This is a genomic window from Bacteroides congonensis, from assembly GCF_900130125.1.
GTDB lineage: Bacteria > Bacteroidota > Bacteroidia > Bacteroidales > Bacteroidaceae > Bacteroides > Bacteroides congonensis.
The window spans coordinates 1,294,178-1,315,643 of sequence record NZ_FQXY01000010.1 but is presented as its reverse complement, the minus strand read 5'-3'; the positions used below and the strand labels follow the sequence as shown (position 1 = coordinate 1,315,643).

General features: G+C 39.6%; 16 protein-coding genes. 1 reads left to right on the top strand and 15 read right to left on the bottom strand.

Annotated features, from left to right (window positions below):
* Positions 1 to 142 precede the first annotated feature (142 nt).
* The 15 genes from BQ7997_RS16230 to aroQ form a co-directional block, all read right to left on the bottom strand.
* Positions 143 to 685 carry an RNA polymerase sigma factor gene (locus tag BQ7997_RS16230; protein ID WP_022136872.1) on the bottom strand — a complete coding sequence of 181 codons (543 nt, stop codon included), beginning with the start codon at positions 683 to 685 and terminating at the stop codon, positions 143 to 145.
* Positions 686 to 902: 217 nt separating this feature from the next.
* On the bottom strand, positions 903 to 2,015 hold the full coding sequence (locus tag BQ7997_RS16225; protein ID WP_073347231.1) for a glycoside hydrolase family 88/105 protein: 1,113 nt from the start codon (positions 2,013 to 2,015) through the stop codon (positions 903 to 905).
* 84 nt (positions 2,016 to 2,099) lie between these two features.
* On the bottom strand, positions 2,100 to 4,307 hold the full coding sequence (locus tag BQ7997_RS16220; RefSeq protein ID WP_073347230.1) for a glycoside hydrolase family 3 N-terminal domain-containing protein: 2,208 nt from the start codon (positions 4,305 to 4,307) through the stop codon (positions 2,100 to 2,102).
* Between the two features lie 195 nt (positions 4,308 to 4,502).
* A complete protein-coding gene (locus BQ7997_RS16215; RefSeq protein WP_083589267.1) occupies positions 4,503 to 5,708 on the bottom strand; it encodes a DUF4886 domain-containing protein in 1,206 nt (401 codons plus the stop codon).
* A 66-nt stretch (positions 5,709 to 5,774) separates the two neighbouring features.
* Positions 5,775 to 7,367 (bottom strand): DUF4832 domain-containing protein, encoded by a 1,593-nt coding sequence (locus tag BQ7997_RS16210; protein ID WP_073347478.1) that lies wholly within the window; start codon positions 7,365 to 7,367, stop codon positions 5,775 to 5,777.
* Positions 7,368 to 7,484: 117 nt separating this feature from the next.
* A complete protein-coding gene (locus tag BQ7997_RS16205) occupies positions 7,485 to 8,720 on the bottom strand; it encodes a SusE domain-containing protein (protein ID WP_073347229.1) in 1,236 nt (411 codons plus the stop codon).
* Positions 8,721 to 8,744: 24 nt separating this feature from the next.
* Entirely contained in the window at positions 8,745 to 10,679 is a 1,935-nt protein-coding gene (locus BQ7997_RS16200) for a RagB/SusD family nutrient uptake outer membrane protein (protein WP_073347228.1), read from the bottom strand.
* A 12-nt stretch (positions 10,680 to 10,691) separates the two neighbouring features.
* Positions 10,692 to 14,078 carry a TonB-dependent receptor gene (locus BQ7997_RS16195; RefSeq protein WP_073347227.1) on the bottom strand — a complete coding sequence of 1,129 codons (3,387 nt, stop codon included), beginning with the start codon at positions 14,076 to 14,078 and terminating at the stop codon, positions 10,692 to 10,694.
* Positions 14,079 to 14,236: 158 nt separating this feature from the next.
* Positions 14,237 to 15,352 (bottom strand): FecR family protein, encoded by a 1,116-nt coding sequence (locus BQ7997_RS16190; RefSeq protein ID WP_022139160.1) that lies wholly within the window; start codon positions 15,350 to 15,352, stop codon positions 14,237 to 14,239.
* Between the two features lie 161 nt (positions 15,353 to 15,513).
* A complete protein-coding gene (locus BQ7997_RS16185) occupies positions 15,514 to 16,062 on the bottom strand; it encodes an RNA polymerase sigma factor (RefSeq protein WP_073347226.1) in 549 nt (182 codons plus the stop codon).
* A gap of 124 nt (positions 16,063 to 16,186) precedes the next feature.
* The gene (locus BQ7997_RS16180; protein ID WP_073347225.1) at positions 16,187 to 17,413 is read right to left on the bottom strand and encodes an FtsX-like permease family protein; all 1,227 of its coding nucleotides are present in this window, start codon (positions 17,411 to 17,413) and stop codon (positions 16,187 to 16,189) included.
* Between the two features lie 17 nt (positions 17,414 to 17,430).
* A complete protein-coding gene (gene rbfA, locus BQ7997_RS16175) occupies positions 17,431 to 17,763 on the bottom strand; it encodes a 30S ribosome-binding factor RbfA (RefSeq protein WP_022139163.1) in 333 nt (110 codons plus the stop codon).
* 12 nt (positions 17,764 to 17,775) lie between these two features.
* Entirely contained in the window at positions 17,776 to 18,414 is a 639-nt protein-coding gene (locus BQ7997_RS16170) for an O-methyltransferase (protein ID WP_022139164.1), read from the bottom strand.
* A gap of 12 nt (positions 18,415 to 18,426) precedes the next feature.
* The gene (gene pyk, locus BQ7997_RS16165; RefSeq protein ID WP_022139165.1) at positions 18,427 to 19,884 is read right to left on the bottom strand and encodes a pyruvate kinase; all 1,458 of its coding nucleotides are present in this window, start codon (positions 19,882 to 19,884) and stop codon (positions 18,427 to 18,429) included.
* 29 nt (positions 19,885 to 19,913) lie between these two features.
* Positions 19,914 to 20,336 carry a type II 3-dehydroquinate dehydratase gene (gene aroQ / locus BQ7997_RS16160; protein ID WP_022139166.1) on the bottom strand — a complete coding sequence of 141 codons (423 nt, stop codon included), beginning with the start codon at positions 20,334 to 20,336 and terminating at the stop codon, positions 19,914 to 19,916.
* 72 nt (positions 20,337 to 20,408) lie between these two features.
* Between aroQ and xerD the strand changes: the two genes are divergently transcribed.
* Entirely contained in the window at positions 20,409 to 21,368 is a 960-nt protein-coding gene (gene xerD / locus BQ7997_RS16150) for a site-specific tyrosine recombinase XerD (RefSeq protein ID WP_022139167.1), read from the top strand.
* Positions 21,369 to 21,466: the final 98 nt, after the last annotated feature.

Below are 21,466 nucleotides of genomic sequence, written 5' to 3'. Positions count from 1 at the left end.
ATTCTTTTTATCCTTTCAATATCTTTTTCCCTTTTATAATCCTCTCATGAGAAGTTCCCTTCTATTTATAAAGACGCAAAGGTTAGATTTATCTATAGGTTGAAATTCTATTTTTTTTCTTTTAATGCTATTTTTTTATAAATCACCCGTCCACAAGTCTCTTTCTCAAAGCATTCATAGCATATCCTATATGGTAATTCACAGTAGGAAGCGAGATTTGCAACATACGCGCAATTTCCGCATAAGGCATTTGTTCCAATTTAGCCAAAAAGAATACATGCTTGCACTTGGGCGGCAAACTATTGATTGCTTCATTCAAGCATTGGAGTTCTTCATGCGAAAGCATATCATCCATTGGAGTTTGCATATCAGGAAAAGAGAAATCTTGAAGTTCCTCAAAAGATATCTCTTGATTACCCTTTGCCTCCTTGCGCAAATAAGAGATTGACTTACGATATACAATCGTATTCAACCAACTCAACATGCTGGCTATTTCCAAAAGCGTCTTACGTAGTTTCCACACTTCAAAGAAAACATCGCCTACCACTTCTTCAGCCATTTCCTTATTACTAAGAATACCAAAGGCATGATAGTATAACCTCTTTGAATATCGGTTCATGAAACTGTTAAAAGCCAGTTCATCCCCTTTGGAAATCAACAAAAGTTCTCTTTCCAAGTCTTCCATTTAATTAGATTACTATTTTATATATTTACAGGCGCAGAATTCTTGTATGTTATATAGGTGGAGCTATATAATATTAACTTTCTTTATCAATAACAGAAGGAGCCATATCATTACTTTGAAACGAAGTTTGATATAGCCCTTCTATACTCAACAGTTACAATCGGAACTGTATAAAGCAGGTATTCTATTTTTGGCATCCTCTCTATAAGGGAACTGATTATCTCGCCATTTTGTAAATTTCATTGCCTGCCATCAAAAAAGCACCAACTCCATAAACTTCCGTCATGTCACGAGTCACTTTTTTCGGGTCGGCACCGATTTGCTGCACATAACCCAGTTTCCCATTCGGTTCCACAGCCGAGACTAATGCATTCCAGCCTTTTATCAACACTGGAAGATAAATTTCCTTATCCAATAAACCTTCGTTTATTCCATAAGCAATGGAATAGACAATGAAAGTAGTACAACTCGTTTCCGGTGACGGATAAGAGGCAGGGTCCAAGAGACTGGCATGCCAGAAACCGTCCGGATGCTGCAATCCGGCAACACGTGTAGCCAGTTTTACAAACAATTCTTCATAAAATTGACGGTTCCTGTCTTTCTTGGGCAGTTCCTTTAATATTTCAACCAAGCCGCCAAGCACCCAACCGTTGCCACGTCCCCAAAAGACTTTCTTGCCATTGGCTTCACGCTTATCAAAATAACGCCAGTCACGGTAGAACAGGTTTTCTTCTTTATCGAACAGGTAATCATAAGTCGCCTTATATTCACGATTCATAAATTTGATATACTTTTTCTCTCCGGTCAGCATATACAGCTTGGCATATACAGGGGGAGCCATAAAGAGAGCGTCACACCAAGTCCAGCGTTCCAAGGTCTTTAAATCGCCCTCCACTAGTTTGAAACTGCCTTCGGACGGATGATTGACAATCCATTCCGTACGGGCAAGCGTAGGGATAATCATTGCTTCGTCTTTGTACTTGCGGTATAAATCCAAAAAGGACTGTGAAACAGCGATGTCATCAGCATGATAAAACCGTTTGTCCGGCTGCCAACAATTTCGCCGGCCTATACGGGTAAGCCACTTATAATAGGTATCATCACCGTCTTCTTTTTCAACTAATTCCGCCCAATCCACCATGCCGACATAAAGAGCGCCTTGCGGCCAGTTCAAGTCGTCATGTTCAGGAGCGGGATGTGGATTGGCAATCTGCCAATCCGCAACCTTTCGCATGATAGACTTTATTTCTGCTTTTTGAAAAGGAATCTCTGTTGCCATTATAAAAACGGAACATAACAGAGACACTCCCAATAAAAGTGTTTTTTTCATTATATATTTATTTGTTTATCATTCAGTATTATAACTAAGCCGTAGCCTTTAAAGGCATCTCCTTATTTTTCCCATTACCGGATTTTAGTCTACCAGCTCTATCTTTACTTTCTGGTCTTTTACCAGAATATAATATTCTCCGGTTTCTAGAAATCGTTTACCGTTCCCATCAACAAAACCAAAATCACGTTCCAAGTCAACATCAAAACGAAATACTTTCGTTTCACCAGCCTTGATTAGTTGCTTCTCAAAATGTTTCAATTCTTTCACCGGACGAGTAATAGAACAATAAGGGTCGGAGATAAACCAATGTACCGTTTCCAAGCCATCACGTTTTCCCGTATTCGAGACAGAAACTTCTACTGAAAGACTTCCATCACGTTTGACTGTCGTAACAGAAGGAGTAACAGTGCCATACTTGAATTCTGTATAGCTCAGTCCGTGACCGAACGGATACAACGGGTCACTTGTAATGTCCTTATAGAAGCCCTGATGTCCGCGACCGCTCTTACGACGGTTATAATAAATAGGAATCTGTCCTGTCGAATAAGGGAAAGTCATGGCAAGTTTGCCGGAAGGGTTAATACGCCCTGACAATATTCCCGCCATTGGAACCGCACCATTCACACCCGGCTGCCAAATTTCTAATATAGCATCAGAAATAGGTTCTAACCGGTTCAACTCTAACGGGCGTCCGTTCACCAATATCAATACGACTGGTTTACCGGCTTTCTTCAATTCTTTTGCCAGTTCTTCCTGAATCTGAGGCAATGCAATAGAGGAACGGGAAGCATTCTCACCACTCCAAGTCATCATCTCGCCCAGACAAAGAACAACTACGTCAGACCAACGGGCCGCTTCCAATGCCTCTTCAAAACCTTTGCGATTATTTCCTTGTGTGTTGCAACCTAATGCATAACGCAGTTCAGCTTTTCCTGCAAACTCAGTTACCAATCCATTATAAAGCATTGCTACATCCGTATCTTTCCCATGGCCGCACCAAGAGCCTAACAAATCCCAACCATTTTTTGCCATAGGTCCTATTACGGCAATCTTCTTTTTATTTACCAACGGCAGTAACCCGTTCTCGTTTTTCAGCAATACCATAGATTCTGCCGCAAGCTGGGCTGCGATATCCATACTCTGCGGACGAAAAAAACGTTCCTTCTCAGTTGTAGTCGGAGTATAAGGGCGCTCAAACAAGCCTAAACGGAATTTGACCCGCAAGACACGACGTACTGATTCATCAATCTGAGCCATTGTTATTTTTCCTTCTTCAACGAGCTCTTTCATATGGCGATCGTAAGCATGAGACATCATATCCATCTCAAGACCGGCATTAAAAGCATACACTGCCGCTTCTTTCTTGCTAGCTGCCAATCCCTGATTTTTCAGTTGCTCGATTGCTCCCCAATCGGAAACGATAAACCCATCATGTCCCCAACGTTCTTTCAGAATCTCCGTCATCGTATAGCGATTGGCTGATCCGGGAATTCCACTAATGTCATTAAAAGAGCTCATAAGAGTAGCTGCCCCTGCCTTCACTCCCATCTCATAAGGCGGCAGATAGGTATCCCAAAGAGTTTGCGCAGAGATTTCAGTATAAACATAATCACGTCCAGCTTCTGAAGCACCATAACCAATATAATGTTTCAGGCAAGCAGCTATACGGTCTTCGGACGACATATCATCTCCCTGATAACCACGCACCGAAGCAGCGGCAAATACTCCATTCGCATACGGGTCTTCACCGTATCCTTCGGCCACACGTCCCCAACGAGGGTCACGCGCCACGTCAATCATCGGTGAGAACGTCCAGTCCACTCCCGACATACGGGCTTCTTGCGCAGTAACGGCGCATGCTTTCTCTACCAGTTCAGGATTCCATGAACAAGCCTGCCCCAAAGAAATAGGATATATAGTACGGAATCCGTGAATGGCATCGTAACCAAAAATAATAGGAATGCCCAAACGAGACTCTTCCATAGCCTTCTTTTGCACATTATTACGCAAAGAAGGGTTCGTATCGTAATAAATCAATGAACCGATTTCTGCCGGCACTTTCTTAACCTCTTCTCCTATATTATTCACATTGTTATTCCGCCCCATGGTATATTGGTTCAGTTGCAGAATTTTTTCTTCCAGAGTCATACGTGTCAGCAAATCATCGACTCGTTCTTCAATTGGTACTTTAGCATCCTTATATATAGGGACACTCTTCTTATCTTTTGCCGAAAGAGTATATGCTACTCCGAACAGGCATAAACCGAAAATTAATGTTTTTCTTCTCATTACGTTTATGTCGGTTAGTTATTATTCTATTAATCCAATTTCTACTGGTCATATGGAAGATACATTCCCACGCGAAAAAGCCAGTAATCTCCTGATAGGCAGAAACGGGATAGAACTTATTTTATTTCATAATCATCCCAATTTATAGGAAAACAAGGCCATCAATCCGATGACCTTGCGCTATCTAAATCTGTCCTAATAAATAGGTGTTTTCAACCCACCCGATATAGTTTCCGGTTTTACAAAATCAACCATATCAGTAACTGCATCCGGTTTCACTACTGCCAGATGCGCCGCATTTTGAGCAATCTTGACTATTTGCGGATCAATAGTTTGAGGCGCATATGAATTTCCAACTACCGTTTGCCTAAAAATAGCCTCAAACCAAGTGCATGCCGCCGTATAGCGACCATAAGTTACTTCCAAATGATAACCATCCCTATTGAAGGAATCTCCCAAGAAAGAAGTACGTCCATTCTGAATAGCAGTTCCTGAAGGAATCAATATATTGAGTTCTGTATTATCTTGCATTGCTTGGTTGGCCGCCGACACAATCGCATTATACATAGTCATCTGATCCCTATTATAATCCGGAAAACTTTCATGTGTTGACGAAGAAGCGTAAGCCCATGTCTGATGCCACATCAACTTTGCTTTTGGACGAAATGTCTGTACTTCAGCTATCAAATCCGCTAGTGCGGCGTAAGTTTCATACTTACCCGACTTCCCGCTTGCCTGCTGCAAACTAATGTAATCCCATTTTTCATCAATCAAGGCATCAGACAAGCGATAATTACCTTTATTCACCTTCTTTCCATCTTTAACCTTTCTATATTCATAAGCTGCATTATCACCTTTCATATTATTCAGATGTTTGTCCAAATCACATCCACCTATATACATATTCCCAATGACAACTTCAATACCAGCCGCCTGAGCCAGGTCGTACAAATATTGTTCTACCGCATCCTGAGAAAAGCTATTACCTATTGCCAATATTCTTGTCGGACTTTGATTAACCGTCACGGAAATAGAAGCTGAAAGACGTTTTGTTTCTCCCGGACATTCTATCTTGATAGAAGCCTTTCCGGAAGAAATACCCGCTATAGTAATACTTCTATCATAGTTCTGAGTAACTGTAGCCACATCAGGATTAGAAGAAGTACAAACATACTCCAATTCACGTTCTTCATCTGAGCTAAATGTAATATTCACATTGGTTTCTTCGCCAGTCATTACAGTTACCTGTTCTGAGGCTACTATCATCCACTTATTGTTCAAATAAGGATAAGGTTTTTCATCATCTGAGCATGATGTAAATACATTTCCAAACGACAGGAATATATATAATAGAAGTAAACCACTCCATAGTGATTTGCTTTTCCAAAATAAAGTCTTCATAATAATTAATTTTAGTTACTACTCCGTCCAATCAAATGCAGGAAATAAATGAAATTATTCAATAAATCACTTTACAGTGACTTGCAGCAATTTCACCCAACCAGAATCTGTCAGATTCTTTGTTACAGCCATTTGCAAACCAATCTCATTATCCTTGGTTGTATCAACAAGTCCTACAGCCCAGTTGTAAACTCCAACAGAAACCCCTTTCATTGTTAAATCGAAGTTATATGTAGTCGGTTTTCCTTTTAGCCATGTAGACAAGTCTGTTTGCTCATCAACAAATACTTTTACCACTTTATCATTATTGTCCAACAATGCAAACGCAACTTTATACTTTTGATTCCACTGCGGTATATTCGTAGGGCAATATCCCCATCCCATATTATTCCAACGATGAACAATTGACACCTTCTGCCCACTTGTCGCATCTTTCGGCAAAGAAATCATATCGGGATATAAACGATATCCTCCTTCGGTAACAAAACGCTGTACCAAAGAAAAGCATTTGGTAAACCATGAATTTGTTTCATCTCCCACACGAAAATCCATCATATTTACATGTGCTTCAGCAGAAGCGTCAAATTCCCCCTGACGAACATCTTCCGGATGACCTTCTCTATATTTTCCACTCGGGTCAATCCAATAACGGTGCGTTCCTCCAGTAATCCAACCACCTTCCATTATTATAGGACGTTTATAATTCCATCTTTCAGCATACTGCTTTTCCCAATCCTGATAATAACCCGTCATACCAAAAGCATCATGACGTAGACTATATCCCTTATTTATTGCACTACTTAAAAGCTTTTCTGTATCCGAGGCTACCGCACCCCAACCTGAAGTATTATTGGCACCTACTAATCTATGATAATTGATGACCAAAGGAACTTTCTTAAAACAACGCGAATACAAGCTTGTAATCCATTCAAAAACTTTTTCCTTATTCGCATAATCTTTATAAATCATAGTATGTGCTTCTCCCCACTTACCTAATCCATAGGCATCAATAAAATCCACCTTATCCGGATCATCAAATTCTTTGGCAAACGCTTCAATAAAAGCAGCATATTTCTGCTGAAATATCTCGTCGTCAGGATAAGGCGATTTACGGCTTTCTCCATTATTTCCATTAGGATCCGCATAAGATGCAGCTCCTGCATCAAACACATATTGGGGAGTATTCAAGCCTTGATCACGCCCATCCACAACTATACGAAAAGACAATCGCATATTTCTATCCAATGCACTTTTCAACAATTTCGTCAATCGGGCATTCGGATCGTTCCAAATATAAACACCTTCGCTCGGATTTAAAGAACTCCAACTAGTACGAATATAACAAGTACTTGCATAGTCAGAAACCTTGACCGATTTTGCCAATTCCGGCACTTTCATATTATCGTATCCCTCGGTGGTCCAAAAGTTCTCATCCCAACCACGTCCCATATACATCACCCATCCGTTTAACGGATTACGAAGAACTGTCTTTTTATCTCCAGCAACTTTGACTGTTACATTCCCGGCAGGAAGCCCTTTATCGCCCTCGTCATTTACTTCATCATCACCACCTGAACAAGCAGACAAAGTCCCCGAACAAGAAAGTAAACAAACCAGCCCCCATAGTCTTACAACCGATAGCATCTTCTCTATTTTCATATATTCCAATCTTATTTAATTAAAAACTATTGCCGTATCTATCAAGAGATTCCTTTTGTATCTAAATCGCTATTCCGATACGGCAATAATCAATATGTCATTAATCACAAATACTTACTATTTTTTATCAAAACGCACTTCCATAGTTCGTAAATTAACGACTATAAAATTGATACCTGCAGTCGTTAAGTTATAATAAGCATTACGCTGAGCTCCATCACCTCCCATCAACTGCATATTAGAACCAATAGTTATTGGTAACGTTTGTGCAGTTCCGCTACTTGTCAACGGACAGCTATATGCATAAGCCTTAGTAGTATTAGCATCACCTGCCGCATATACCACAAACTTGATTGTACCGGACTTCAATGCTGCCCCTTTATACACGAATATCAACGGATCTGCCTGGCTAGGTGTAAGAATTGTAGTACAGGTATTGCTCCAACCATTCATACCTCCATAAGCATATAACTTCGTAACAGTAGTTTGAACAACCTGATCTTTATATTCTCCAGCATTACCAGTCCATTCTACAATTACAGGTTCTAACGGTTTATCAGGAGAATTAATCGTCACGGTCTTTTTCTCCATATTAACTACAATACGATATTCACCATCTTTTGGAATATTCCATGCAATAGGTTCTGCTCTCATCACAACATTTTCTTGTTCGCCATCTTGCAAAGTACCTTCTCCATCTGCCGGACAGATATAATTAGTTTCCCCTTCAAATTCTACAGGAATCTCCAATTCTCCTTGCCTCAAATCACCCAAGAAAGCATATTGATATTCATTCTCTATAGTCTTACTCATCGTTATTCTTCCTCCGGTCATTGCTGTTCCATCAAGGTAAACTCTATCTGCATCGAAAACAATCGGTTTATATGGTCGAACATTTACTGATACCGTACGGACTTCCGGTTTTACCCAACGAGTTCCACCGTCCCATTTAGCTATGACACGAAATTGAATCGTTGCAGATTTATTACTGGATTGCCCCCATTTCTCTGTCAACAAATTCTGTAATTCTGCTGTTGTGTAACTTTTACTAAACACACCTTCTTCTTCGTCATTACGCACACAAGAATTAAAATTACTTCCTTCAATATCTATTTTCGTCACATAGGAAACCATATATTCTTCCGGCATTTCCCGTGCCGGAGTCCAGTCAAAAGTCAACACTACATCATCCAGCCTGTCTCCATCCAATTCTATATCCGTAGTCGAAGCGATCAGTTCCAGACATTCTGTAACATCCGATTGATTATTATTCTTGTCATCATCATTACATGCGCTCAAGCATATTACAGCTGCTATCGGCAACCACTTATATAATGATCCTATTTTACTCATAATTATTGTTTTTAAGGTAAAACATTATTTCCACCATCCCGGCAATTGTCTCAAGTTTATATTCACATCCATCTCATCTTGAGGTATAGGCCACCAATAACTGATGAACTTTCTTGTTTGGTAAACAGTACGCTTATAATAAGAATCCCTATCCTCCTTCTTTGCCAGCATGTTCATTCCCCAAAATTTTCCGTTCAATGCAGTTTCAGCTTCCTTCCAACGGCGTAAATCATCAAAACGTAATCCTGCTTCACAATTCATTTCCACTCGTCTCTCTCTACGAATTAACTGACGCATCTCTTTCGGATCGGTCGGTGCTGTTATCTTTCCAGCTTCCGTACCTTCACTATACTGAGGAATACCTGCTCTCTCACGGATTTTATTGATATATTTCAATATTTCCTTCTTATTAGAATCATATGTCCCCATATCAATACTATATTCATTCAAAGACTCAGCATAACTCAGATAAGCTTCAGCCAAACGGTACAAACATCCTTGACGATTCTTATAATTACCACTACTTTCGGTGGGAATTGCAGAAGGATCGACACGCTTACGAATTAAATAACCAGCACATGGTGAATCATGAGAGGGACCTCCATCCTCACCACCATTAAAGAAGTTTGTAGCTTTCTTCTTGCCCCAATGATATTCTTCATTGTATAAGACTGATATATAGAAACGGGGTTCACGTCCACAATACATTTTATATGTATTAGCCGGTACAATCACATTCTGATCCTTTGCAGCATCTCCTTTCGCTGTACCATACATCCATCTTGTATTAAAAGATTCATCTGCCGTTGAGTATCCATTTTCGCTATATCCTGAAACCTCATTTATAATAGGACTTCCACCGTCATTCGTATATCCGGTAATAGGAATCAATCCATTCCTCATAAAGAAAGCATCAACCAATGACTGAGTAACCCCAATAGCACCAGCTCCACCCATACTACGCGGATTTGCCTGACGATCGAAATAACCTGCATCATCATAAGACCTAGGATATATTATCTCTAAATTACCTTGATTACGACGGAGCATCAATGCATTCTGATAAGAAAGGAACGGGTCGATATCTTCACCATTACTCAAATATTCAATATGTAACTTATGACCCGATTTCTCGGCTTCATCAATCACCAACTTATTAGCTTCAACAGCTTGTCTCCAACGATTTGAATCATGTTCAGGATTAAAAATTGGCGTACCATCACAATTCTTCATATTTACCATGTCAGTATCCTGATTCCCATTAACCAAATCGCTAGCGGCAAAAGTAAGCAGGCGAGCACGTATAGCCAAACAGGTAAGAGAAGTTATACGACCATATTTATTGTCATCATCATAGAACGGAGGTAATTCTTTTGAAGCCTCAAGCATTTCATTTGCAGCCCAATCTACTACTGTATAAAAAGGCTCTTGTTTTAACAACAAGCTTTCTCCTGTAGTTTCTTCAGCAGCTTCACGAATAATAGGAATAGCCCCATAAGTCATGACCATCATCGCATGAAATTGTGCAATAAGGAAGCGACATTCAGCCTTCATATAATTAACCTCTTTTTCCGAAACATCCGCAATTGCATGGGCATATTTTATAAAAGTATATGCCGAGCGAATAGCCCTTGGGAAAGTTGTCCAATAGCTAATTACTCCTCCACTATTCGCTGTCCAGTTTCCGTTCTGGTAGAAAATGGCTTTAAATCCCTGAGACTCCCATCCTACAGAAGGCGCTAATTCATCAGAAACAGCATCAGCACCATCATATGTATAAAATTTAGGAACTAAGCTATAAATATATGCCAACCAACGTTCCATATTGTTCTTATTCTCAAATACAGATTCCAATGTCAATTGATCATCCGGCTCTTTATCCAAATAGTCAGAACAAGAAGACATGGGAAACAAAGCTGTTATGCCTAATGCAATAAATATTATTATTTTATTTTTCATACTATTATATCTTTAGAATCTGATTTCAAAACCTGCGGATAATGATTTCATTACAGGATAAGCAGCACCCGTTTTATCTTTTACTTCAGGATCCCACAATTTAAAATTCGAGAAAGTTAACAAGTTAGTACCTCTGACAAAAATACGCGCACCAGAAATGAATATATTCTGCATCCATTTTTTAGGGAATGAATATCCTAATTCAATATTCTTCAGACGCATGAAACTCATATCTCGCAACCACCATGTAGAAGGCTGACTATTGTTAGAGTTGGTTCCATAGTCCAAACGAGGATAAAAGACATCCTGACTAGGATTATCAACGGTCCAACGATCATTATAATTAGTGAATATATTATAAGTAGTACCTTTGTTGGAAGCTGGTATAATGTTTCCTGAAAGAATATTCCAACTTCTCCCAATTCCTTGGAATAATACACCAAAATCAAGATCTTTCCACTTCATATTCAGCCCAAAACCATATACAATCTCGGGATCAATAGTGCCTCCTATCGGTGATTGGTCAAATGCATCAATCGCTCCATCCTTATTCACATCTACATATTTGATATCACCCGGTCGCACTTTAGCTGTAAAACTTTGTGTTGGAATACCTTCTTTTAATGTTCCTGTTGTCACATCTGCAAAATCATCTTCAGTAAAAAGCCTATCAGCGACATACCCAAACAATTGGTTGACCGGATGCCCCGTTTCAGCTCTATTTGTACCAATTACAGCTTGAGGTTCATCTTTTTCTATTATTTCATTATGAGCATAAGTAAAAGTACCCATCAAACTTATATACAAATTTTTATTAAACTGTTTGTTGACATTCAATGACAATTCAACACCACGGTTAGTTACTTTACCATAATTGCTCCATGGCTTTTTAATAAAACCGGCAGTCGCCGGTACAGTAGCACGTTCCATGAAGATATTGTGACGCCGTTCTTCAAAAACATCAACCTGTAAATCGACCAAACCTTTCAACAAGCCTAATTCTAAACCGATATTAGCTTTATTTACAATTTCCCATGTTAAGTCCGAAACCGCAAACTCTCCTTCTGCCATACCATTTTTTGAATATCCGGACTCTACTCCCCATTTATACAACTTCAAAGTCTCATAATCATCTAATATGGTAGAAAGATAAGCAAAACGACGTCCTGACAAGTTTGCATTACCTGTCTGTCCATAAGAAGCACGTAATTTCAACTTTGAAATAATATTTCTCATTGGCTGCATAAATGATTCTTCAGATACAATCCAACCAATTGCTCCCGATGGGAAAAAACCGTATCGCTTACCTTTAGCAAAATTTTCAGAACCATTATAACCAAAATTAAATTCAGCTATGTATTTTCCACCATAAGTATAAGAAGCACGTCCTGCCAATCCCTGAGTACGATATGGCAATTTCTCACCTTTATCGTAATTACGGCGATTAAATAAAAGCAAACCGGAAACTGCATGTTTTTCTGCAAATGTATGATCATACATCAGGCTTGCCTCCATATACACACTCTTATTCCCATAATCAGCAGATTTATCATAACCCAAGAAATTACTACCGTTTTGCTTTTTTGTCAGAACAAGTTCTCCTTCTTCGTTTCGGGATGTAGCAGCGTTATAATATTCCGGTGTTTTTGAACGTTTCACTGTACCACTTGAATAACGGTCAAAAGAAAATACACCTTTAACTTTTAAACCCGGTGTTATAAACTTCAAATCCTGTTCCAATGAAAACAATGTTTCAATTTTACTCGCACTTGTACGTTGATAGCCACTTTGAGTAGCCATTGCCCAAACATTACCTTCTTCCGTTCCAGCCATTTCTCCTGAAGAATACTGCGCAGGAAATGTAAAAGGAACAGCCCGGAATGCACGACTAAAAATCAAGCTAACATCTTGAGTAGTAGAATTACGGTCCTGTAAATAGCCACCAATATTAAAGCGCAATTGAGTGGTCGGAGAAAGTTTTAAATCAACATTTGAACGAACATTATATCGCTGTAATTTGATAGAAGGATCCCATTCTTGCTTCTTGTCTCGTTGCAAAATGCCCTGCTCATTAAAAACTGCTGCAACAAACGAATAGCGCAGACGCTCCGTACCTCCTGAGATATCGACACTCACGCGTTGATTAGATGCATTATCTTTAGAAATTGCATCAATCCAATCAACATCCGGATATAAATCAGGATCATATCCAGAACGAGTCTTTGCGATTCTATCAGCATACATAGGAGACTGTCCGGTATCAATCAAGGCATCATCCAATACTTGCATATAATCAGCTGCTCCAATATATTCAGGCAATTTAACCGGTTGAGTAAAAGAAAATTCACTCTTTACCACAACACGCGGCTTACCAACCTGCCCACGTTTCGTGTTAATAAGCACTACACCATTAGCACCGCGCACACCATAAACAGCACTTGCAGCAGCATCCTTCAATACAGAAAAAGATTCAATCTCCTCTGGATCAATATTATTCAAATCACGCTCAATACCATCCACTAAGACCAAAGGGTCTCCACCTGCTTTCCCAAATGTACTGATACCACGAATCCAAAAGGTAGAGTTATCATAGCCCGGCTCACCGGAACGCTGTACAGCAAGCACACCTGAAACAACACCGGCTAAATTATTACTCAATGAACGACTTGTAGAAACTTTCAACTTCTCAGGCGCCAATGTAGTAATAGAACCGACCACCGATTCTTTTTTTTGTGCACCGTAAGCAACCACTACTACTTCATCTAACTGACCTACATCCTCTACCATCTGTACGTTAACAACTTTCCGGTTATCAACAATTTCTTCTTTTGGTACAAAACCAATATAACGGAAAGAGAGTACTGACTTTCTCATAGGAACAATAATACTGTAATTACCATTCATATCTGTTAATGAATGCACTGTAGAATCATTCTTCAAAATGATTGTTACACCAATTAACGGCTCGCCTTTTTCATCTGAAACGTTACCTGTTACCTTTATACCTTTCTGTTGTGTAGTCTGCTGTACCTTAGGAGCTTCTGGAACTGAAATTGTAATCTGTCTTCCTGACACTTTATAACTCAGTCCTGTCTCAGAAAACAATTCTTTTAAGACAACATCTATTTTCTTATTGGAAACTGAAATGGAGACTTTATTATTCAGATTTCTTTGAACATTAGCAGAGTAAATAAAAATATACTTACTATGTTTTTCAATATAATCTAGAATATCTTTAACTGTAGCATTCTCATATTGTACCGAGAATAGATCTTCTTCGGAATTCCAACGAATAGAATTAGTACCGAATGAGGAAAATGGAATTATAAAAAAGACATTTATAATGCAAAAAAGCTTAAGTCTTTTCTTCAAGTGTAAAAAAATACTTTTCTTTACCATAAAAATTTCTTTTTAGGTTAACAATTTTGGATTTATTGATTTAACTAAGGAATTAATATCGGGTAAATACGGCAATATTTATCCGATTTTTTTTGTGTGTCATAATGGCTATCTGTTCTTCATAGGCAAGCATATTTAAAAGATTAATTAAAAAATTATTATTTATTCAAGTATATACTAGTATCTCTTTTTTCTATCGTGAATGGCAATGTTTGCTGGATACATTCAATCACCTCATCTATATCGTCTTTCAAATCAAGTTTCCCATAGACCTTTTCACTACCTACAAGTGGATCACATTGTATGGATATACCATAATAAATACTCAGTTTTTGGATTATCTGTGACAAATCATTGCCATTTAATAGCATAATTCCATCTACCCAACTAATATATTCAGCTACATCGACTTGCTTTTGACTGGTAATTGCACCACCAGCTATATTCAATAAATCACGTGGAGCCAATTGTGCTTTCTTCTCATTTCTATCAGTTACTTCCACTGCTCCTTCTACCAATACGATATTGGTCGCACTTCCTTTATAATTAGAAATATTAAACTTTGTACCAAGTACTCGCAAATTAAAATCCTCAGATTCGACAATAAAAGGATGCTTTTTATCATGAGCAACCTCTAAGAAAACTTCCCCCTGAGCATATATCTTACGAATGTTACCTTTAAAACGACGAGGATAAACGACTTTAGACTGAGAATTTACTACTAAACGAGTCCCATCTGACAACTCTATTCTTGCTCTCTTTCCAGGAGGGACAAGCAACTGATTATATTCTTGTTCATCCCTTGCCTTTTCCCCTTCTTCTTTAATAACCTGAGAATTAACCGCAACCTTTCCTTCTTTTGAATATTTGATAAAGGCATCTTCGTCTAAGTTCAATTGTTCTTTAGCAGTTATAAGAGTTACTTCATCAACAGCCTGGCTATCCATTCCTTCTGCAATAGCCTGCAAATCAACATCAACAATAGTTGTTTGATTCAGAAAATAAATTGTTGATATACAAATCAAAACAGAAGCAGCAATAGAAGCGGAAGTTATCAATAAATAGTTCCGTCTGCGTTTCTTTTCACCTTCTCGTATTTTTATGCGCGTTTTCTCTATAATGGAAGAAGCATTAATTTTTTCTTGTTCGCAGCTTTCCCAAAAGAATCTCAACGTCTCACCTTCAGGCGTAGTGGTAAAATCATCCTCAAGTTTCTCCTGAGAATTCAATTTACCAAATAAATTTGCAAGGCGAAAGTATTCTTTCAAGTTCATAATCTTTTTAATGTTGTTCTATTATTAAAGACGCAACTTAAAAAAGAATCTCCCAGTTAAAAATGAACTTTTTTCATTTTCCGCAAGAAAAAAAGTTTGAAACAAGTTTACTTCATTAATAGTTCATTGATATACAGAATAGTAACTAAGAAATAAAAATATCATTTACGAGAGCGGATATTCAATTTTACTGCAATTTCGCTCAACGCAAAAGCTATATGATTATTGATAGTTTTCACAGATATATCTAATAATTTAGCAATCTCTTTATAAGGTAGTCCCTCTATCTTCGCCAAGAAAAAGACATGCTTACATTTAGGCGGTAGTTTTTGGATAGCATCATTTATTTTTTCCATCTCCTCCTTACTTATCATTTCCTCGTCCGGCGATTGAATCGGAGCGAATATAAAGTCTCCTATATCATCAAGCAAGACTTCAGCTTTTCCTGTTTCTTTCCTTAGATAAGAAATAGCCTTCCGGTAAGTTATTGTTTGTATCCAAGCATTCATGTTTTCTATTTCAGCCAAACCACTTCTGTTTTTCCAAACCTCATAGAAAACATCACTTACAACCTCCTCGGCCGGCTCCTTTTGACCAATCAAAGCAAAAACATAATGATATAGACGTGAAGAATAACGTTCCATAAAACGATAGAAAGCCGCTTCATCACCGTTTACAATTCTGTCTATGTCATTACTTTCAGGTCTCACGGAAGTGTTTTACAGATTATTTCTAATTAACAAAATTGGGCCAAATATAGCAGTATATTAGGAGATATAAAAATAAATACCGAATTAAAAGTTATCAATTATAGAAAAGTTTCTACAATAAATACTATAGGAGTCTCTTACTTAAATAACGCACCGGATACCACACAGAAAGGAAACCGACAGCTAGAACTGTCACAAAAACAAGTACTACATCCCAAGCGTGAACGCTGACAGGATAGGCATCTACGACAAAAGTGCCGCCACCGCCGCCGAGTGAGATTACACCAAATTTCTGTTGAATTAGACATAAGATCAGACCTAGAATAATTCCGGAAACGGCACCAAAAAGAGAAATAAGCCGACCTTCAAATAAAAAGATACGGGAAATAAGTTTGTCGTCAGCTCCAAGACTGCGTAAAGTCGCAACATCATCTTTCTTGTCCAAAATCAACATGGAAAGAGAACCAATCACGTTGAAGCAGGCAATCATTAAGATGAAGGTGAGGAATAAGTAGGAAATCAGTTTTTCTATCTCCATAATACGAAAGACGTCCGCTTGTTGCTGATAGCGGTTCTGAACAACGAAAGCATCCCCCAGTATTTTTTCTATTTTAGATTGCACGGATGAAACATTTGCATCAGGCTTCAGCTTCAATTCCATAGCGGAGACTTCTGTTGTATAGTCCAGTAGTTGACGGAGGAAATCAAGAGAAGTCAGAATATATTTCCCGTCGTATTCCTGTTGGTTTACTACAAACACAACGCCGGGAGAATAGAGGTAATCCTGATTGAAGGAAGCACCGGGATTCGCCATATTCACTTTGGCATTTCGTTTGGGAAGATATACTTGAAGAGGATCCACGAATTGCAGTCCCGTACCTAAGGTTGCTACCAATTCGACTCCCATTATCCCATAATTTACAATCGAATCATGGAGAAGGAATTCACCGGCACCATAGAGGATGCTATCAATGGCAGTCAGTTTCTCAAAATTATCTTCCACTCCCTTCAGCACAACCATAGCCTGACGGTCTTTATATTGTACCATCGCATTCTCTTCAAGCGTTTCCGTAAATACCTCAATTTCAGGAAGCGCACAGACGGCACGGATCCGTTCATCCTGCCCGTCAAAGACTTTACCCTCACGGACAGTAATTTTCAGTTGCGGATCGAATGCCGTAAAGAAACTAGCCACCATATCCTGAAATCCATTAAAAACGGAAAGTGTACAGACCAATGCAAGTGTAGCAAGAGCTACTCCGCACACGGAAATGCCGGATATGATATTAATAGCATTATGCTTCTTTTTTGAGAAAAGATAACGCTTGGCTATATAGAAGGGAAAATTCACCTCTGTAATGAACTATTTCACTTCAACAATGAATCAATCTTCTCGATATAATCCAATGAGTCATCCACGAAGAATTTCAGTTCGGGGATAATACGCAATTGATGACGGACACGGGTGCCCAGTTCATAACGGATAGACTTCATGTTATCATTGATATTCTTCACCATTTCTTCCGCTTTCTCAGACGGAAAGACACTGAGATAAACACGGGCAATACTCATATCAGGGCTGATACGAACTGTACTAACAGATACCAATATACCCGGCATTGCTTTTGTCTGAAGCAGGAATATCTCGCTTAGCTCCTTTTGCAACAGGCGGGCGATCTTATTCTGTCTTGTTGTTTCCATAAATCTACTCCTTTATTTTTTTCTTATAATTGTTAACCCATCACGCAAGGGTAATATCACTTTCTCCACTCGTTTATCTTCTGCAACAAGATCATTGAAAGCCTTTATTCCAATTGTCTGGGCATCGTTGCTACGAGGCTGTTCCAACACATGACCATCCCAAAGCGTGTTATCGGCAATGATATACCCACCTTCGGAAAGATGTGCCAGCGTCATTTCGTAATATTCGATATACTTGCGTTTATCACCATCGATAAAAGCCATATCAAAGGTAACACCCAAGTCCGGAACAAGTTCTAAGGCATCACCAATATAAAAACGGATTTTGTCGGCATACGGTGATTTTTCCAGCCACGGACGGGTAAAGTCCTCTTGTTCATCATTTATCTCGAACGTATGCAACATTCCACTTTCCGGCAAACCTTCTGCCAGACAAAGAGCGGAATATCCGCTATACGTTCCGATTTCCAATATCTGGCGAGGCCGAATCATCTCTACAAACATCTTCAACATCCGCCCCTGCAAATGCCCTGAAGCCATACGGGGACGGAGCAGCTTTACATGCGTATCCCGGTAAAGTGACTTTAAATAGTCACTTTCGGGATCAATATGTTGCAGAATATATTCGTCAATAGATTCAGTCTCTTGCATAAAATCCAGCTTTTACAGATAACGGTTATTATTAGGCAATACGGTTTCATCCGCATGTTTCAATGCGTCCTCTACCACATTGATTTCCAAGAATGAAGTCTTTGTACCCGCTTTACCACTACTCAAATATCCTACCATGTCAGTTGGCTGCAGGCGTCCTTCTTTCAACAATCGGCGCAATGCAGCGAAATAATATTCCTGCCCGTTTGCCAATTCCGGCATATAGATAGCTTCCACTCCGTAAGAAAGAGCCAGATGGCGCATCGTTTTTTCCTTATAACAGATAGCCAACACCGGATATTTTCCACGGAAAGCAGCCAGATTACGGGCAGTACGCCCACTATAACTGTCAGTTATGATAGCACGTATCTTCAATTTAGAGGTAGCTTTCACAGCCTGCTTGGCAAGGAACGCCGTTACATCATTGCTATTCTCATCCAATGGGATACGGATATCATTCTCTTCCAGTTTATCCTTTTCAGCCTGAGCAGCGATTTTAGTCATTGTTTTTACAGCATCCACCGGATATTTACCGTAGGCAGTCTCACCGCTCAACATCAAAGCGTCTGTACGATAATAAATTGCGTTCGCAATATCAGTAACCTCCGCACGAGTCGGACGAGGGTTGTTTATCATTGTATGAAGCATCTGTGTGGCAACAATCACCGGCTTCTTGGCAAGGATACATTTACGAATCAGCACGCGTTGGATTCCCGGGATACGTTCCTGTGGAACTTCGATGCCCAAGTCACCACGGGCAACCATCACACCATCAGCCACTTCAAGAATCTCGTCAATATTATCCACACCTTCCTGATTCTCTATTTTAGCAATAATCCTGATATCACTGTTGTGAGCATCCAGGATTGCACGAATATCAAGTACATCCTGACGGTTGCGCACGAATGAGTGGGCGATAAAATCTATGTCCTTCTCAATCGCATAAAGGATATTATTGCGGTCTTTCTCTGTTAATGAAGGAAGATTGATACGAACACCCGGTACATTCACGCTCTTACGGCTTCCCAAAGTAGCTTCGTTCTTCACTTCACAAAGCAGGTAATCTGCAGTTTTATCAATGACTTCCAGTTCCAAGTCACCATCGTCAATCAGAATCGTACCGCCAATATTCAGGTCATGTACGAAATCCGGATATGAAACGGCAATACACTCACGAGTGGTTTCAAGTTCAGGATTGCCAACAATCTTCACTTTCTCACCTATCTTATATGGAATCGGTTCAGCATTAGCTGTCGTGCGAACCTCAGGCCCTTTTGTATCCATCAGAATCGCAATACGGTTGGATACCGTACGCACATTTGCAATCAAAGCTTCAAAACCTTCACGGCTAGCATGCGCAGTATTCATACGCACCACATTCATCCCAGCTTCAAACAACTGTTTTATAAAATCTACATCGCAACGTCTATCCGAGATGGAAGCCACAATTTTAGTCTGTTTCAATAACATAGTCTTTCTACCTATTTATATATTATACCTTATTTATTCTCCAGCAATGCTTCCAAAGCCAAACGATACGAGTTCAGCCCGAAGCCACAAATAACTCCCTTGCAAGCGCAGGCAATCATAGAAACATGCCTGAAATCCTCACGGCTATGCACATTGGATATATGCACCTCGATCACCGGAGCTGTCACCGCACGAATCGCATCCTGCAAAGCAATGGAAGTATGCGTATATGCACCCGCATTCATAATAATGCCGTCCACATCAAATCCTACCTGCTGAATGCAGTCTATCATTTCTCCCTCAATGTTCGATTGAAAATAGTCGATCTCCACGTCAGCGTATCTTTTGCGAAGTTCAGCCAGATAATCTTCAAATGTAACGCTTCCGTAAATGGAAGGTTCACGCTTACCCAACAGATTAATATTCGGGCCATTAATAATTTGTATCTTCATCGCGCAATCCTGTTTTTTTATACCTTTGTATCCAAAGAACAATATTTCAGGCTACAAAGGTAGAAAAAAGAAATGGAAATCAACGAAAAAAAGAAGAAGAAGGAGCAACGGGACTTGATAATCAGGAAGTACCAGCAGTATCTCAAACTCGAAAAGTCCTTGTCTCCCAACACGCTGGATGCCTATCTCACGGATCTGGACAAATTGATGAGTTTTCTAATGTTAGAAGAGATAGACGTCCTGGACGTATGCCTCGCTGACCTTCAACGTTTTGCAGCCGGACTGCACGACATCGGCATCCACCCCCGTTCACAAGCCCGCATCTTATCGGGAATCAAATCATTCTTCCGTTTTCTCATCATGGCAGATTATCTGGAAGCAGACCCCAGCGAGCTACTGGAAAGTCCTAAGCTCGGCTTCAAACTCCCCGAAGTACTCACAGTGGAAGAAATTGACCGGATCATCTCCGCCGTTGACCGCAGCAAAACCGAAGGGCAACGCAACAGGGCTATTCTGGAAACACTATACAGTTGCGGACTTCGTGTTTCTGAACTTGTCAACCTCAAATTGTCCGATCTTTATTTCGACGAAGGCTTCATCAAAGTAGAAGGGAAGGGAAGCAAACAACGCCTTGTCCCCATCTCCCCGCGAGCGATTAACGAAATAAAACTTTACATCACAGACCGCAACCAAATAGAAGTGAAGAAAGGGCACGAAGATTTCGTTTTCGTCAGCCAGCGGAGAGGCAAAGGACTTTCCCGGATCATGATCTTCCACATGATAAAAGAATTAGCGCAAAAGGCGGGCATTACCAAGAATATCAGTCCGCACACATTCCGGCACTCCTTTGCCACTCATTTACTGGAAGGTGGCGCCAATTTGCGGGCCATCCAATGCATGCTCGGACATGAGTCCATCGCAACTACCGAAATTTATACGCACATCGACCGTAATATGCTTCGCAGTGAGATTATTGAGCATCATCCCCGAAATATCAAGTATCGGAAAGAAAAAGAGTCGTTATTTCATTAAATTATGATAAAATCGCCCCTCTATCTATATAATTATATTAAGAATTAATATCTTTGCGTTACTTTTTCCGTGCTGAACAGAAAGAGGTTTGCGAATAG

Coding starts and splice junctions, on each gene's coding strand:
- BQ7997_RS16225 (WP_073347231.1), bottom strand. CDS start 2,015: ATGAAAAAAACACTTTTATTGGGAGTGTCTCTGTTATGTTCCGTTTTT.
- BQ7997_RS16200 (WP_073347228.1), bottom strand. CDS start 10,679: ATGAAAAATAAAATAATAATATTTATTGCATTAGGCATAACAGCTTTG.
- BQ7997_RS16190 (WP_022139160.1), bottom strand. CDS start 15,352: ATGAACTTGAAAGAATACTTTCGCCTTGCAAATTTATTTGGTAAATTG.
- aroQ (WP_022139166.1), bottom strand. CDS start 20,336: ATGAAGATACAAATTATTAATGGCCCGAATATTAATCTGTTGGGTAAG.
- BQ7997_RS16170 (WP_022139164.1), bottom strand. CDS start 18,414: ATGCAAGAGACTGAATCTATTGACGAATATATTCTGCAACATATTGAT.
- pyk (WP_022139165.1), bottom strand. CDS start 19,884: ATGTTATTGAAACAGACTAAAATTGTGGCTTCCATCTCGGATAGACGT.
- BQ7997_RS16195 (WP_073347227.1), bottom strand. CDS start 14,078: ATGGTAAAGAAAAGTATTTTTTTACACTTGAAGAAAAGACTTAAGCTT.
- BQ7997_RS16230 (WP_022136872.1), bottom strand. CDS start 685: ATGGAAGACTTGGAAAGAGAACTTTTGTTGATTTCCAAAGGGGATGAA.
- xerD (WP_022139167.1), top strand. CDS start 20,409: ATGGAAATCAACGAAAAAAAGAAGAAGAAGGAGCAACGGGACTTGATA.
- rbfA (WP_022139163.1), bottom strand. CDS start 17,763: ATGGAAACAACAAGACAGAATAAGATCGCCCGCCTGTTGCAAAAGGAG.
- BQ7997_RS16215 (WP_083589267.1), bottom strand. CDS start 5,708: ATGAAGACTTTATTTTGGAAAAGCAAATCACTATGGAGTGGTTTACTT.
- BQ7997_RS16220 (WP_073347230.1), bottom strand. CDS start 4,307: ATGAGAAGAAAAACATTAATTTTCGGTTTATGCCTGTTCGGAGTAGCA.
- BQ7997_RS16210 (WP_073347478.1), bottom strand. CDS start 7,367: ATGAAAATAGAGAAGATGCTATCGGTTGTAAGACTATGGGGGCTGGTT.
- BQ7997_RS16205 (WP_073347229.1), bottom strand. CDS start 8,720: ATGAGTAAAATAGGATCATTATATAAGTGGTTGCCGATAGCAGCTGTA.